16 protein-coding genes and 1 riboswitch are annotated in these 15,978 nt (G+C 35.8%); of the genes, 13 read left to right on the top strand and 3 right to left on the bottom strand.

Annotated elements, in window-relative coordinates; all coding sequences use genetic code 11:
- The first annotated feature begins 11 nt into the window (after nucleotides 1-11).
- The 8 genes from NST60_RS03495 to NST60_RS03460 all read left to right on the top strand — a co-directional run bounded on the left by NST60_RS03495 (nucleotide 12) and on the right by NST60_RS03460 (nucleotide 6,227).
- On the top strand, nucleotides 12-1,175 hold the full coding sequence (locus NST60_RS03495; RefSeq protein WP_341098167.1) for a Gfo/Idh/MocA family protein: 1,164 nt from the start codon (nucleotides 12-14) through the stop codon (nucleotides 1,173-1,175).
- Nucleotides 1,176-1,258: 83 nt separating this feature from the next.
- The gene (locus NST60_RS03490; protein WP_016204059.1) at nucleotides 1,259-2,077 is read left to right on the top strand and encodes a sugar phosphate isomerase/epimerase family protein; all 819 of its coding nucleotides are present in this window, start codon (nucleotides 1,259-1,261) and stop codon (nucleotides 2,075-2,077) included.
- 13 nt (nucleotides 2,078-2,090) lie between these two features.
- On the top strand, nucleotides 2,091-2,861 hold the full coding sequence (locus NST60_RS03485; RefSeq protein WP_016204058.1) for a sugar phosphate isomerase/epimerase family protein: 771 nt from the start codon (nucleotides 2,091-2,093) through the stop codon (nucleotides 2,859-2,861).
- A gap of 310 nt (nucleotides 2,862-3,171) precedes the next feature.
- A complete protein-coding gene (locus NST60_RS03480) occupies nucleotides 3,172-3,765 on the top strand; it encodes a cell wall hydrolase (RefSeq protein ID WP_254414859.1) in 594 nt (197 codons plus the stop codon).
- A gap of 206 nt (nucleotides 3,766-3,971) precedes the next feature.
- Nucleotides 3,972-4,070: riboswitch (TPP riboswitch) on the top strand.
- Between the two features lie 116 nt (nucleotides 4,071-4,186).
- The gene (locus NST60_RS03475) at nucleotides 4,187-4,525 is read left to right on the top strand and encodes a hypothetical protein (RefSeq protein WP_169188251.1); all 339 of its coding nucleotides are present in this window, start codon (nucleotides 4,187-4,189) and stop codon (nucleotides 4,523-4,525) included.
- Nucleotides 4,479-4,991, top strand: coding sequence for a radical SAM protein (locus NST60_RS03470; protein ID WP_341098164.1), 513 nt, complete (start codon nucleotides 4,479-4,481; stop codon nucleotides 4,989-4,991). Before NST60_RS03475 ends, NST60_RS03470 begins: the two co-directional genes overlap by 47 nt.
- A 68-nt stretch (nucleotides 4,992-5,059) precedes the next feature.
- The gene (locus tag NST60_RS03465) at nucleotides 5,060-5,347 is read left to right on the top strand and encodes a hypothetical protein (RefSeq protein WP_254414861.1); all 288 of its coding nucleotides are present in this window, start codon (nucleotides 5,060-5,062) and stop codon (nucleotides 5,345-5,347) included.
- A 139-nt stretch (nucleotides 5,348-5,486) separates the two neighbouring features.
- Nucleotides 5,487-6,227, top strand: coding sequence for a serine/threonine-protein kinase (locus NST60_RS03460; RefSeq protein WP_224428227.1), 741 nt, complete (start codon nucleotides 5,487-5,489; stop codon nucleotides 6,225-6,227).
- Between the two features lie 473 nt (nucleotides 6,228-6,700).
- On the opposite strand, the gene NST60_RS03455 is transcribed toward NST60_RS03460, so the two are convergent.
- Nucleotides 6,701-6,886, bottom strand: coding sequence for a hypothetical protein (locus NST60_RS03455; protein WP_101730586.1), 186 nt, complete (start codon nucleotides 6,884-6,886; stop codon nucleotides 6,701-6,703).
- 287 nt (nucleotides 6,887-7,173) lie between these two features.
- Between NST60_RS03455 and NST60_RS03450 the strand changes: the two genes are divergently transcribed.
- Both NST60_RS03450 and NST60_RS03445 read left to right on the top strand, forming a co-directional pair.
- Nucleotides 7,174-8,229, top strand: a complete 1,056-nt coding sequence (locus NST60_RS03450; RefSeq protein ID WP_341099784.1) for an LLM class flavin-dependent oxidoreductase — start codon at nucleotides 7,174-7,176, stop codon at nucleotides 8,227-8,229.
- The gene (locus tag NST60_RS03445; RefSeq protein WP_016204049.1) at nucleotides 8,229-9,179 is read left to right on the top strand and encodes an ATP-grasp domain-containing protein; all 951 of its coding nucleotides are present in this window, start codon (nucleotides 8,229-8,231) and stop codon (nucleotides 9,177-9,179) included. The genes NST60_RS03450 and NST60_RS03445 overlap by 1 nt, the downstream gene beginning before the upstream one ends.
- 59 nt (nucleotides 9,180-9,238) lie before the next feature.
- Here NST60_RS03445 and NST60_RS03440 read toward each other — a convergent pair whose 3' ends face one another.
- Nucleotides 9,239-10,732, bottom strand: coding sequence for a glycine betaine ABC transporter substrate-binding protein (locus NST60_RS03440; protein ID WP_341098163.1), 1,494 nt, complete (start codon nucleotides 10,730-10,732; stop codon nucleotides 9,239-9,241).
- Between the two features lie 94 nt (nucleotides 10,733-10,826).
- Nucleotides 10,827-11,942 (bottom strand): ABC transporter ATP-binding protein, encoded by a 1,116-nt coding sequence (locus NST60_RS03435; RefSeq protein WP_328020739.1) that lies wholly within the window; start codon nucleotides 11,940-11,942, stop codon nucleotides 10,827-10,829.
- A gap of 1,118 nt (nucleotides 11,943-13,060) precedes the next feature.
- Between NST60_RS03435 and rlmD the strand changes: the two genes are divergently transcribed.
- The 3 genes from rlmD to NST60_RS03420 all read left to right on the top strand — a co-directional run bounded on the left by rlmD (nucleotide 13,061) and on the right by NST60_RS03420 (nucleotide 15,971).
- Nucleotides 13,061-14,428, top strand: a complete 1,368-nt coding sequence (gene rlmD / locus NST60_RS03430) for a 23S rRNA (uracil(1939)-C(5))-methyltransferase RlmD (RefSeq protein WP_407939862.1) — start codon at nucleotides 13,061-13,063, stop codon at nucleotides 14,426-14,428.
- A 282-nt stretch (nucleotides 14,429-14,710) separates the two neighbouring features.
- Nucleotides 14,711-15,244, top strand: a complete 534-nt coding sequence (locus tag NST60_RS03425) for a cell wall hydrolase (protein ID WP_016200766.1) — start codon at nucleotides 14,711-14,713, stop codon at nucleotides 15,242-15,244.
- 178 nt (nucleotides 15,245-15,422) lie between these two features.
- Entirely contained in the window at nucleotides 15,423-15,971 is a 549-nt protein-coding gene (locus NST60_RS03420; protein ID WP_169188255.1) for a hypothetical protein, read from the top strand.
- Nucleotides 15,972-15,978 lie beyond the last annotated feature (7 nt).

Below are 15,978 nucleotides of genomic sequence, written 5' to 3'. Positions count from 1 at the left end.
GATGGAGAAGATTGGCTAATGTCAAAATAGGAATTATCGGTATTGGTAATATGGGAAGTTCGCATGCTGTGTATCTAAATAATCGAGAAATTGAAGGGGCAGAATTAACTGCTGTGTGTGACAGTAATCCAGATCGATTACAATGGGCAAAAGAAACATTAGGGGAAAATGTTCAGACGTTTGATCATGTTGATCGCTTTTTTGAGTTTGCTGACATGGATGGGGTTATCATTGCAACACCTCATTATGATCATCCACCATTAGCAATCAAATCCCTGCAAAAAGGTTTTCATGTCTTAGTAGAAAAGCCTGTTGGTGTATATACAAAAAATGTGCGTGAATTAAATGAGATTGCTAGAAAAAGTGATAAGGTATTTGGAATTATGTTTAATCAACGAACAAATCCTTTATATCAAAAGCTAAGAGATCTTGTGGAAAGTGGAGAAGTCGGTGAAATCAAACGAACAAACTGGATTATCACGGATTGGTACCGTTCACAGAGCTATTATGATTCAGGTGGCTGGAGAGCTACATGGGCTGGAGAAGGAGGCGGCGTTCTTTTAAATCAAGATCCCCATCAGCTGGATTTATGGCAATGGACGAGTGGATTGATGCCAAAGCGAGTTCGGGCGTTTTGTGGATTTGGGAAATTTCATAATATTGAAGTGGAAGATGATGTAACCGCTTATGTCGAATATGAAAATGGTGCAACAGGGGTTTTTGTTACATCAACAGGTGACTCTCCTGGAACTAATCGTTATGAAATTTCAGGTGATCGGGGAAAAGTAGTGGTAGAGGATGGGAAATTAACATTTTGGAGATTAAGACAATCGGAAAGGGAATTCAATAAAGAGTATAAAGGTGGATTTGGCGAACCAGAATGCTGGAGAATCGATATTCCCATTCATGGGGAAGCGACACAGCATAAAGGCATCACCGCAAATTGGGTGAATGCTATTCGCAATGGGACAGCATTACTTGGACCTGGAGAAGAAGGGATTAAAGGGTTAGAAATCTCTAATGCGATGCATTTGTCTGCATGGCTGGATGATTGGGTCGAACTGCCAATCAATGAAGACCTATTTTATTCCAAACTACAAGAAAGAATTAATTCATCTACGTTTAAAAAGAAAAAAGAGGCCAATATAACGTTAGATGTGAAAGGATCTCATTAAAGGATAGGGCGGATTCATTCTGCCCTGTCCTTTGGGTCATATCTCCATAGCAAGAATACTAGTTTTATTAGCGAGGTGTAAAGATGAAATTAGCATTTACGACATTAGGGTGTCCTGATTGGGACTTAGAGAGAATTATCAAAAATGCGGTGGAAAATGGTTATAATGGTATTGATTTTCGTGGGCTTCTGGGGGAACTTGATATATACAAACTGAAAGAATTTTCATCAAATGTAAAAGAAACGGTTCGCCAGTTTAAGGAAGCTTCTTTAGAAATTCCTTGTTTTTCAAGTTCGGTAAAACTGGTTACCCAGTCACAGGAAGAATATGATAGATATATAGAGGAATTAAGACAGTACGCCCTGTTATGTAAAGAATTCAACACCCCATATATCCGTGTATTTGGTGGAGCGATTGGAAAATGGAAGAGAGAGGAAGCAATCGGAATTGCAGAGAAGAACGTGCATGATTACCTTGCCCTTGTAGAGAAATATAATGTCAAACTTCTGTTAGAAACACATGATGATTGGACAGATAGTAGAAATGTAAGAGAACTTGTTCAAAGAGTTTCCTCTAACCATTTTCTTGTATTATGGGATATTCATCATCCGTATCGAACAATTGGAGAAAAACCAGAGACTACATGGGATAATCTTGGGGAATGGGTTTGCTATACACATTGGAAGGACTCCTATGTAAAGAAAGAGACGAAAAGAGGCTATCAACTTTGTCTTTTAGGGGAAGGAGATATACCTCTGCCGGATATAATGGCTCTATTAAAGGACAATGAGTATGATGGCTACTTTACATTAGAATGGGAAAAAAAGTGGTGTCCAGAGTTGGAAGAGCCGGAAATTGCATTTAAGCAGTTTAGTAAGTATATGAAAAATATTCTTATATAAGGGTGTTGATTCCATGAAGTTCGGTTGTTGCGCTGCTATTGATCAGGCAGAGGCGCTATATGAAGCAGGTTATGATTTTATTGAATGTACGGTTGTTTCCCTTTTGCCAGAAGAAAGCGAAGATGTTTTCAAAAATATAGTAAAAAAATATCAAGAATCACCTATTCCGATTGAAGCGTTTAATATTCTTCTGCCAAGCGATTTGAAAATCGTCGGTGAAAGTGTGAATCATCAGCGAGTGAAAGATTATCTAACATCAGCTTTAGAACGGGTGCATCGAATTGGAGCCAAAACTATTGTATTTGGAAGCGGGGGTGCTAGAACCTTCCCAAAAGGCTATCCAAAAGAAAAAGGGGAAGAGCAAATAGCGATATTTTTATCGACAGTAGCAGATATTGCGGAACAGCTAAACTTAACAATTGTGATTGAACCACTTAACAGAAAAGAATCGAATGTAATTAACAGTATTCCTGAGGCTGTTGAATGGACAAAGAAATTAAAGCGAAAATCATTAAAATCATTAGCTGATTTCTATCATATGGTAGAAGAAAACGAACCACTTGCCCATCTTTATGAACAGAGGGATTTTATTCATCATATACATGTTGCCGATTCTAATAGATTAGCTCCAGGTACTGGTACGTATCCATACTCAGAGTTTGCTAGCATTATACATAAAGCGAACTATGATAGCAGAATCTCCATCGAATGTAATTGGCGAAACTTTGAAGAAGAAATTGGGCAAGCACTTGATTATTTAAAAAAGCAGTTTTCTTTCGAATAATGATGTGGATATAGGAAGATTAATAGAGTATAGGCGCTAAATGAATTTAGTGCCTTTTTGCACGGGATTTTCTTCTTTTAATATTACAAACAAAAATCACACCGTAACAAACCTACCTAAATTCCCTAACTAAGGATATTATTAGCAAACTAACTTGATTGGTTAACACTTCCACCAATATTTTGAACCCTTACCTAGCAAGACATCAACCTAGCAATCTATTACTTACCACTTTTTGGACGATGTATAGAAATATTACATCTGCTAGCCTAATAATAGACACAGAAACGACTACTAGGAGGTAATAGATTTGAAGAAATTAAAGAAGCTGATAGTAGCCGCTGGATTAGTGTTATCTATTTCAGCATTTACATTAATAGATCAAGCAGAGGCCGCAACCAATCGAACGATACAATCTGGGGACACTTATTGGAAAGTGGCAACAGGTTTTGGGATTCCTGTAAGTGATTTAATGAAAGCTAATAAGAATAAACCTTTAATTACGGGTCAAAATATGATTCTACCAAATGCAACAGTTTCACCAGCCGATAAAGATTTAATGGCGCGACTAGTACGTGCTGAGGCAGTTGGTGAACCTTACGCTGGGAAGGTTGCAGTGGCAGTTGTTGTCTTGAATCGTGTAAAAAGCGATCAATTTCCGAACAACATTCGTAGTGTAATCTATGAAAAATCAAATGGGTATTATGCCTTTACACCAGTTAAAAATGGAGAAATTAATAAGGCAGCGGATGCAGAATCAAAAAGAGCGGTTAATGAAGCAATTGCTTTAGGTGGACAAGGGAATGGTTCTCTTTATTTCTTTAATCCTAAAACAGCTACAAGTAACTGGATTTTAACACGTGAAGTAACTGTTACCATTGGAAATCACCGTTTTGCTAGATAAATAGTGGAGCAGCTCTTATATTAATATCCCTAATAGAATATTTCTTTTTGAAAGAGGCTATCCAACGGTCAGTTAGCTGACTTTGGCTAGCCTTTATTGATACCATGAAGGATTAATTCGAATAATGAATTTTTTCATAATTCGTTTTTTTGTAACATTTTCTTTTTGTTTTTCTGTTATCCTATATATGTAAGTAATTGCATAGATTGAAAAGCTAGGGGTGCCATTTTTGGCTGAGAGGAGAAATCCGACCCTTTGAACCTGAATTGGTTAGGACCAACGGAGGGAAGCTTGTAATATACAGTTGTTATGTAATTTAATGTGATACTGTCTATAAGCTCACTCCATTGGGGTGGGCTTTTTATTGTGTAATTAGCCAGTAATCAAAGGACGAAAACAATGTAGAATTGGAGGATGGAAAATGAAAGATACACTTGTAATTGGTGGAGAAGAATTTACTAGTAGACTATTTGTTGGAACAGGTAAATTTGCAAATCATCAGCAAATGGAGGAAGTACTTGAGAAATCGAATACGGAGGTTGTGACAGTAGCTCTTCGCAGAGTAGATATAGAGGCAAAGGAGGAAAACATTTTAAATAATATTCCAGCTAATATGAGATTAATGCCAAATACATCAGGTGCAAGAACTGCGGACGAAGCTGTACGAATTGCAAGGCTAGCAAAAGCAATCGGTATGGGTAACTGGGTTAAGATTGAGGTTATTTCCGATCACAAATATTTATTACCAGATATATTGTAGCTTTAGTTTTACAAATCCATTCCCTCGAAGGCGTTTAACGATTGAGGAAATTCAAAAGGAAGCTCAAGTTATTGCAGATATGGGGATTAAACACATTATTTTATTGACCGGGGAATCCCGCCTTCATGCATCGGTTGAATATTTAAAAGAAAGCTTAACCGTATTAAAACAATATTTTTCCTCTATTGCTATCGAGATTCAGCCTTTAGATGAAAACGATTATAAAGAGTTAGTAGATGATGGTATTGATGGATTAACAGTTTATCAAGAAGTATACAATGAAGGTATTTATCGAGAAATTCATAAAAAAGGACCAAAGCGAAACTTTAGATATCGTCTAGAAACTCCAGAAAGAGGGGCCAAGGCTGGAATGCGTTCATTAAATGTTGGGGCATTATTAGGCTTAGATGATTGGAGAAAAGAATGTTTTTTAACAGGTGCCCATGCTAGCTATTTACATATTTAGAAACTGAAGTTGGAGTATCTTTTCCACGCATACGCCCACATGTTGGTAGTTTTCAGCCGAAAGATCTTGTGACAGATAAAAATTTAGTGCAAGCCATTCTAGCATTTCTCCTTTTTCTTCCGAGAGCTGGTATTAATCTATCTACTCGTGAAACGGCTGAATTTAGGGGAAAATTGATTCCTTTGGGAGTGACAAAAATGTCTGCTGATTCTTCCGCAGTTGTTGGCGGTTATTCAGATCCACACGCAACACAAAGCCAGTTTGAAATTTCAGATGATCGCTCAGTCGAAGAAATAAAAGTATTACTAAAACATAAAGGCTACCAACCAATGATGAAAGATTGGCAAATGTTATAACGGATCGGAAGTAATCTATTGTGGAAAAATGGTAACTGTAGAAAAATGAAAGTTTTCTTTCAAATTAAAACGATATTTTTGTTACAATAAAAACATAGAAATAATCAGCAGTTTTTCTGCGGATAAGGAGTAAATCGTTTTGAAATGGAGTTACTTAACTCGGTGGTACTTTGATCGGCCACTGAAGGCTGGAACAAGATTGAATACATATGAAGTCGAAAAATGCTTGGGATTAGGTGCGTATGGAATGATTTATTTGTGCAAGGATACTCGTTTAGGCAAAAAATACGTCATCAAACAATTACGTCCAAGTAAGGGGAGAAAACAGCAAGAACACGATCGTTTTAAAGATGAAATACAATTATTGAGCAAAATAAGTCATCACTTGGTTCCTTCCTTAACTGGTGAATTTAGTATAGAGAACCAGCATTATTATGTGATGGAATATGTAGAGGGAGATAATATAGAAGATTTATTATTTTTTCATAATAGAAAGTTTACAGAATTAGATGCGTTAAATATGATGAAACAACTTCTTTCTATTATAAAGTATTTACATCAACATAATATTTTTCATACAGATATTAGACCACCAAATGTTATCGTCCATCAAGGAAAAGTGCATTTAATTGACTTTGGACTTGCTAAACAAATATCTGAAAGGGATAAGAATATAAGCAATTATCGACAAGATGATTACTACGATTTTGGCCAGATGATTTTGTTTTTGTTGTATTCTACGTTTAAAGGGAAGAAAAGCAAGCGGCGTACATGGATAGAGGAATTAAGCTTGCATCCTGCAACCATAAAATTCCTCAAAAAACTATTGGGAATTTCTGATCCATTTGCCAATATGGTTGAAATTGAAAAAGACTTATAGGCTGCGATTGGAATATTACAAGAAAATTAAAAGGTATAAACTAAAGGCAGGGACAGAACAAAATATATAATAGATAAAGAAGAACAATCTCTAATTTAGTAGCGAAACCAACTCGTTCCATCATTATTTTTAAAAGAAAATATAATTTAGTAGGAAATACAAAGCAGACGCAATACACGTAGACTCCTATGGGAGCTGCGAGAAAGTCCAAGACCCCGCAGGAACGAGGAGGCTTGGCGCTCGCCCCATGGAAAGCGAAGTGTATTCCGTCAGCGGGTGATCACCACAAACCTTCTTTCTTAAAATGAATAAACCCCAAACAATTATACAAACTTTTCTTAGCATGTACGTATAATCGTTTGGGGTTATTGGTTGTAACGAAACCTTCTGAAGCAGAGTCTGGAAATAATGTACGTATAATCGTTTGGGGTTATTGGGTTGAAAATACTTATGTCCCAGCTTCTTTAGTACCTTTAGCTACTATGCTTTCGGCGTTTATAATAATGGCTGCCCCCATAGGGATTACGTTTTCGGTAGTCGGAACTACTGTAGCTTTTATGTTTTCGATAACCTCTTCTATCACTGCTACTATATTTTTTATAGCTTCTATGACGGCGGCTATTGCTATAGCTACCAGAAAATTGCTGTATTTTCTTCATGATTTTTCTAAACATTTTATCACCTCTTTTGAGATTCATCTAAGTATTAATTTTAACAAACAATGCAAAAGTATAACGGAAATTTACAAAAAAAATACAAAGTTGTAATAAAAAATATTGATTATTGAAAAACGATTGCTTACAATTTTGATGTGTTAATTCGCACTAATTATATCGGGTTTAAAAATTGCAATCTAGTAAGAAATATAATAACATTATTAATATTCTAAACAATTCGTTTTATTAAAAGACAGCTTCTTGAGAATAGGGGAAAAGGGGTAATGAACATGAAATATGGATTTTGGCTTCCTATTTTTGGAGGATGGTTAAGAAATGTAGAAGATGAAAAGATGCCTCCAACGTTTGAATATGCAAAAGAAGTTATTCAAAGCGCAGAGAAATGGGGCTACGATACTACTTTAATAGCTGAACTATATTTAAACGATATTAAAGGACCTGAAAAGGATTCTCTAGAAGCATGGTCAACAGCCGCGGCTTTAGCTGCTGTGACGGAAAAAATCGAAATTATGACAGCTATCAGACCAGGTTTTCATAATCCTGCAGTGGCAGCAAAAATGGCAGCCAATATCGATCATATTAGCAATGGAAGATTTACGTTAAATGTTGTTTCAGCATGGTGGGAGCAGGAAGCGAAACAATATGGTGGCATCTTCACAGAGCATGATGATCGCTATGAAAGAACACAAGAATTTATTGATATTTTAAAGGGTTTATGGTCAGAAGAAACCTTTAGCTATAAAGGAAAATACTATGAGATTTCAAATACAAAATTATCACCAAAGCCGATTCAAAAACCTAATCCAATCCTGTATGCAGGTGGAGAAAGTCCAAAAGGGAAAGAGATTATTGCCAAAAATTGTGATGCCTATGTGATGCATGGTGGAACAGTGGGAGAAATTGCGGTAAAAATAAAAGGAATGCAGGAAGAAAGACAGCAATATGGAAACACGCCATTTTCTTCTTTTGGAATGGCTGCTTATGTTGTTTGCCGTGATACAGAAGAGGAAGCGCAAAAAGAGATAGAGAGAATTACCGATGTAAAAGAGTCATCAGCTTATGCAGGCTTCGATGATTTCGTTAATAAATCTCAACTAGAACAACAAATAAAGTTATATGATTACTCTGTTTCCAATCGTGGACTCCGTCCTAATTTAATCGGAACACCTGAACAAATAGCGAAAAGAATCCTAGATTATGAGGAAGCCGGAGTTGATTTATTGCTTCTGCAATTTTCTCCACAGCTTGAGGAAATGAAAAACTTTTCCGAAAAAGTTATGCCATTAGTTGAGACATTAAGAAAAGAAAGAGAAGTGACTGGGTGATGAGTAAAATATACGTTATTCATGAAAATAGTGAGTGGACGGTCCATTTAACAAAAAGACTAGATGAATTAAATTTGCCGTATGAGGAATGGGACTTATCAGAAGGTAGCTTCGATTTACTCCAAGAGCCGCCGGAAGGGATTTTCTATAGTAGGATGAGTGCTTCTTCGCATACTCGGGGTCACCGTTATGCTGCTGAATATACATCGGCTGTATTGGAATGGCTAGAATCTCATGGAAGAACGGTAGTAAATGGCAGTAGCGCTTTAAAGTTAGAGGTGAGTAAAGCAGCTCAATATGCTGCCTTACAAAAGCATGGAATTACAACTCCGAGAACGTTGGTGGCAACTGGTAAAGATCATATTATTGCCGCAGCAAAACAGCTTGGCAACCCTTCTTTTATTACAAAGCATAATCGGGCAGGAAAAGGCTTGGGTGTTCGCTTATTCCATTCCATAAATGAACTTGAGTCATATGTGGAAGGACCGGAATTTGAAGAACCAGTCGATGGTATTACCTTAATTCAACAGTATATCGAAACACCAGATCAATCCATTACAAGATGTGAATTTGTTGGTGGGAAATTTGTTTACGCAGTGAAGGTAGATACAGCAGGAGGATTTGAGCTTTGCCCAGCAGATGCATGCCAAATCGATGATCTATTCTGCCCTGTCGGTGAACAAGTGGAAGAAAAACCGAATTTTACTATCCAGCAAGGTTTCAATGAGCCAATCATCGAAAAATATGAACAATTCTTAGCTTCACAAGGAATTTTAGTAGCTGGAATTGAATTCATGAAAGATCAAAGCGGTACTATTTATACGTATGATATTAATACAAATACAAACTACAATGCAGATGCAGAAAAAGAAGCTGGCATATATGGAATGCTTCAATTAGCCACTTATTTAGGGGATGAGTTGAAGAGTAGGTATGGAGTTTCGAAATAAATAAGAAAAAGGGATAGATGTTGATTGTATCTATCCCTTTTATTAGTTTTTTTCGTTAACTATTCAATTAACCCTTCCTCTTTCAAAAACTCCACAGCAACATCTTCATATTGCTCTTTATCAATATCTACTCGTGCATTTAGTTCTTGCATTTTTTCATTATCAATTTTTCCGACAAGCATGCCTAATACTTCTTCTAATTCTGGATGCTTTTCTAATGTATCTGCTCTAATTACCGGTGTAGCGTAGTAAGGAGGGAAGAAGTTTTGATCATCCTCCAGTACCTGTAAATCAAAAGCCGGGATGCGACCGTCGGTTGAAAAGGCGTCAATGACATCCACATCTCCATTTTTAATCGCACTATACATGATGCCAGAGTCCATTGCCTGAGTATTTTTAAATTCTATTCCATAAGTATCAATAAGCCCCGGATAACCATCTTCTCTTTCAAGGAACTCTGGTTCAGATCCTAAAGTAAGTTCTGGTGCCATCTTTTTTAAGTCTGAAATTGTTTTTATATTGTTTAATTCAGCGTCCTCTTTGCGAAGTGTTAATGTATAAGTGTTGTTAAAGCCAAACGGCTCTAACCAAACTAAATTGTAGTCTTCTTTAAATTTCTTTTTGACAATTTCATATGCTTCATCAGGATCACTAACCATATCTTCTTTTAAAATGCTTAATAGTCCAGTACCGGTATATTCCATGTACATATCATAATTGCCAGTGTTTACACCCTCGAAGGCTGGAGCGGTTCCACCAAGAAAGGATTCATAGTTTACCTGTAAATCTGTATGTTCCTCGATTAAATGCCCCATGATGTAAACCATGATTTCTTGTTCCGTGAAATTTTTACCTGTTATTGTAATTGTATCTTTCGCGCTTTTTGCATTACTGAAATTTGCAATGACAGTTGATAATGGAAGGAGTACGATTAATCCTGCAACAATCCAGATGCGAATCCGGCTTTTTTTTGCTTTTTTATTTTGATGCAGGCCCTGAGGCGTAACGTCTGCTTCTAAAAGTTTTAACAAATAATCAAATATAATCGCCAAGAGTGCAGAAGGAATAGCTCCAGCAAGGATAAGACCTGTATTATATGTTTGTAAGCCACGGAAGATTAAATCTCCTAGTCCGCCTGCACCAATTAGTCCAGCTATCGTTGCCACACCAATAATTAGGACAGTTGCGGTTCGGATTCCTCCCATAATGACGCTTAGAGATAATGGTAATTCAACCATCCAAAGCACTTGACGATTGGTCATACCCATGCCGACGCCTGCTTCGATTGCTGATCTTTCTACTCCAACAATTCCTAGATATGTATTGCGTAAAATCGGCAACAGACCATAAACAGTTAAAGCAATAATGGCTGGAAGTTTACCGGTTCCGATGAATGGTACTAAAAATACTAGTAATGCCAAACTTGGTATAGTTTGAAATACACCCGCTATTCCAATGATGGAGTCAGCGATTTTTCTGTGGCGAGTTAAATAGATTCCTAGAGGAACGGAAATCACGATTGCAATAACAATCGAAAGAAGAGAAAGATACATATGCTCTAAAATTAAATTCCATATTGTTGGCCAACGGTTGATAAAGACATCTACTGTCTCTGTAATTATGTTAGGAATGGTTCAAACCTCCTTTTTATTCTCCAATTTGATCGGCTATATATTCAACAAGGCTTGCACGGTTGACAATACCGACAATTTTAGATTCCTGATTAACTACTGGAATAAAGCCGTATTGGGATTCATTGACAAGTTGAAAAGCTTTTTCTGTCGGTTCTTCTACATTCAGCGTCTTTATATTGGTGTCCATTATATCTTGTAAGGTTAATTCTTCTTCTTTATATCGTTTTTGTACCTCCCAAACATTCGCTATACCGAGAAAAGTATTGGATTTGTCTACGACAACAAGGCTATCCACACGTTTTCTTCTCATTAACTTTAACGATTCAGCAAGACCTCGAGACTGACCAGCTGTGACAGGTGTTACCATTAATTTTGTTAATTTAGGTAAAGAAATGTTTTCTTGTAAACGGTCTTCTCCAATAAAACTGCGAACAAATTCATTGGCTGGATGCCGTAATATATTTTCTGGACGATCTAATTGCACAATTTCTCCATCCTGCATAATACAAATACGGTCAGCTATTTTAAGCGCTTCATCCATATCATGTGTAACAAATACAATTGTCTTTTTAATATCCTGCTGCAATCGGACTAATTCATCCTGCAGTTGTTCACGACTAATAGGATCCAAGGCACTGAAAGGTTCATCCATCAGAATTATTTTTGGCTCAGCAGCAAGTGCTCTAATAACTCCAATTCTTTGTTGCTGTCCACCACTTAATTCGGAAGGGTAACGATCACCGAAAGTATCTGGATCTAGCCCAACCATTTTCATTAAATCATTAATTTTGTCCATGTATTGTTCTTTTTTCCATTTTTGAAGTCGAGGAACGAGCGATACGTTTTCTTTAATGGTCATGTGGGGTAACAAACCTATTTGCTGAATGACGTAGCCAATAGTTCTGCGGAGTTTTACTGGATCCTCAGTGGAAATATCCTTTCCTTCAATGGTAATGGAACCACTGGAAGGTTCTATAAGTCGATTGATCATCCTCATAGTAGTTGTTTTACCTGAACCACTTGGTCCAATTAGAACAAGTAATTCCCCTTCATTCACCTGAAATGAAATGTTTTTAAGTGCTTTAAATCCATCTTGAAACGTTTTAGTAACTTCATTAAATTGAATCAATTTCTACGAACACCTCCAGACTTTTCTATACAACTTATTACCCGATCTTGCTAACTAACTAACCTCCTTTTTTAAAAATATAAATTACTGTTATTAACTATTATATCACTATTTTCAGAAAAAAGAGTCCAAAATGGGATTGTTATGGGATGGTGCAGGCAGATTTTTTGTTAAAATAATGGGTGTGCAAGTCGCTGAGGCTTACTTTAAAAAATAGAAAAAGAGACAATAATTGTATTTTGAAGTAATCTTTATAATGTTGGTTGGATTGCTATTATTAATGAAAAAATATATTATGTTGTAATTCTACTCAAAAAGAGGAATTACAAATATTTATCTCGATTAGTAAATTATAGGGGGAATATGATCTTGACAGATATCGTTTGATAAAACATGATTTAGATAGCAGAAAGGTGGGGAATATTGAAGATTATTAAAGACTCTGCAATTTTTAGTTTGTGTATCTTTATTATTAACTTTGTTATTAGCCTTATTTTTAATCCGAATAGTATAATAAAAGATTTTAAGATAGGAGTTTGGTATGCGTTCACAGTATATACATCGTCTTTTGTTATGCTCTTTGCTATTGTTCTTCTATTTCTATTTATAAGAAGATATATTCTCCGATTAAAAAATCTATAAAATCATTTACATTAGTAGTTATTTGTATGGAACGATTCCTAGTGGAGATATAAAGATTTATGATACCGAAAAAGAGCGGACAGAGGCTCTTGAATTATTCAAGGGTGATGCGGTAATGCAGCTTACACGTGTGACTAATAGATATTTTAACAGGAGAGAGGATTTATCAGAAGGTTAGAATGAAGGCTTATGTGTTAGTATTAGAGTGAAATAGCAAATCAATATATAGGTTTATGAGTGGGACGTTGAGATGATAGCAACGTCCCTTTTAAATTACTTTCTGTCTAGTTAGAAAAATTACTAATATCTACAAAATAAAAATTATTTTCATATGTATGATTGTCCTTTATACTAGGGAAGTATGTTAAAAATATAATAGTTAGACTAACAATGAGAAATAAATCATTTTAAATAAATTTGATTAGTGAAATTGTTTAAGGAGGAAAAAACGTTTGACCACTATTGAAAAAGAAACGATGATTGTTGAAATTAAGAATGTTGATGAAAAAGGGGCTGGACAAGCAGTTGTTTGGCGTGAAAATGAATTAGGAAACAAAAAGAAATTAAAATTAACTATTCCGCAAACATTACCAGGTGAAAAGGTAAGAGTAACGGTTGATCAGCCGCAAAGAAGACATAGAAAGGCAATGCCAGAAGAAATTCTTAATGCACATGTGGAAAGAATCGGAGCAGCGTGTCCACATTTTGAAAAATGTGGCGGTTGTGTCTGGCAACATTGGGATTATAATGGGCAGTTACAACAAAAAACAAATCATGTGAAACGTGTGATTGAAGAACAAGGATTTGATCCTAACTTAGTGAAAGATACAATTGGAATGGACGAGCCTTGGAGATACCGCAATAAAATGGAATTTACGTTTGCTACAGACGGTTCCCTAGGACTACATGAACAAGGAAATTTTAGAAAAATCATTTCTTTAGAAACTTGTCTTATTGCTGGTAAAGAAATGGTGGAAGCGGCACTTGAAGTAGCAAATTGGGTAAAAGAGCATGCTTTAAAAGGATATAACAAAGATACACATGAAGGACTTCTTCGTCATTTAATGGTGAGACAATCTTTTGCAACAGGTGAAATGATGCTGGCGCTATTTGCAACAGAAGCTCCAGATGGTTCTTTGAAAAATGCCGTGGATACTATAGTTGCTCGCATAACGGAAAAATTTCCACAAGTAAAAAGCTTCATGTGGTTAGAAAATACAGATTGGGCAGATCGTACGCAATCAGAGAAAAGCCATACATTAGCTGGTCGAGACTTTATTTATGATGAAATGGATGGCTATCGTTTCCGAGTTTGGTTTGATACCTTCTTCCAAACAAATCCAACACAAGCACAAAAATTGGTCGATTTAGCTGTAGAAATGGCAGAACCAAAAAAATCAGAGAATATGATTGACCTTTTCTGTGGTGTAGGAACATTCTCGCTACCATTTGCAAGCAGAGTCGGCAAGCTTGTTGGAATTGAAATTGTGGAAAGTTCAATTGAATCAGCTAAACGCAATGCTGGCGATAATGGGATTGAAAATGCTACATTCTTAGCGCAAGATGCAAGAACAGGATTAGCACAAGTCTTAGAAACATTTGGCAGACCAGAGTTATTATTACTAGATCCTCCTCGCTCTGGAGCAGGTGGGAAGGTAATGAGACGTATCGGACGTTCTCAACCAGAACGAATTGTATATGTATCATGTAATCCAGATACATTTGCAACAGACATTAAGCAGCTTGAGCCATTTGGATATACATTAAAAGTTGTTCAACCAGTGGACTTATTCCCACATACCGTTCATGTAGAGTGCTGTGCCTTACTTGTAAGAAACAATTAAAAGAGTGAAGCTGATTTCAGATTTTTTCTGGTATCAGCTTTTTTGGTTGTTATAGACGTTAAATAGAGTTGTATTAGTTTAATATCTTCTCCTCTAAAAAAAATTTCATCCGCTAAATAGGAGAAAAATGACCTATCGGTAAAAGGTGAATTGTAAATATATAGTTATTTCTTCCAAATATCCCAACGAATCTTACAGTTCTTCCAACAATTATGCAATGAGTTTTGCTTGCAAACCTGTTAGCCTTGTATATGGGCCTGTTAAAACAGGAGGTATAAAAAAATGAAACAGTTATTATTTATTGCAATTATCTTCACTTTAATTAGTAGTTCTTATATATATGTTCCGTCCATTGCAAAAGCAGAAACTATTAGTACGGAGAAAACAACAACTGTATCAACAAGAAAATTTGCAGTTGATAAAAAGGAAAATGTTAGTGCTTCTGATGAATCAACAGCAATAACGAACAATGAAAAAAATTTACTGGCCCGTCTTGTTCATGCAGAAGCGAAGGGGGAGCCGTTTGCCGGTAAAGTGGCAGTAGCTGATGTAGTTTTAAATCGTGTGGAAAATGAGCAGTTTCCCGATACGGTAGAAAATGTAATTTATGAGAAAAATGCTTTTCAGCCTGTACAAAATGGTTCTATTCATAAAAAAGCAGATAAAGAGTCACGCGAAGCTGTAGAAGAAGCATTAAAAAATGGAAAAGAGAATAAAGAGCTTCTTTATTTTTATAACCCGGATACAGCAACAAGTGATTGGATCTTTACAAGAAAAGTAATGAAGAAAATAGGTAATCACGCATTTTCTATTTAATTTTATACGATTAAGCGGCTAAAAATGCATTCATATAATATATTATCAATATAATTGTAAGGAGAGGGGATTTTATAGATCTCCTCTTTTTTATTTTTAATTGAAAAAATCAAGCAGGAAAATATTTGAAACTTTTCATGTGATTATTCGTATACTTACTTATCGAGGAGGGGATGAGATGAAGAAAAGCTGCTATCGTTCATTCAAAATCACGTTAATTCCTTTTCTTATTTTATTATTAGTTGGATGTACTGAGAAAACAGACAAGGATACAGATGAATACATACAGACAGTAGAAGCCGTTTTACAAACTACCTTAAATGGCCCCAATGATGACCTAACAGAAATATGGAATAAACAAATGGAAAATAAAATAGATGTAGCGGAAAAACGAGAGGCATTAGTCCAATATGAAGAAGAAATATACAAAGATTATTTTGCCAATCAAACATCTTACAATGATTTTATCTCAAGATATGGAACAGTGTTAATGATTGAACCGTATAAAAATAATTATACTTTAAAGGTGAAAAATATTGATTATGAAAGAACAGATTCCAAAGAAAACATCTATAACTTTTCTATCGCATTAGAGTATCACAAAAAGGGCACGGAATCACCGGAAGTTAAAAGAGTGACTGGGCAAGCAAATTTAAATCGTGATTATAAAATTGAAAGAATGTTAATTCGCGTAAATGATTTATGGGGTTCGTTTGATAAGAAGTAAAAAAGCA

Origin of the sequence: Niallia sp. FSL W8-1348 (assembly GCF_038006745.1) — a bacterium.
Lineage (GTDB): Bacteria > Bacillota > Bacilli > Bacillales > Cytobacillaceae > Niallia > Niallia alba.
This window is presented reverse-complemented; position numbering and strand designations above follow the sequence as displayed.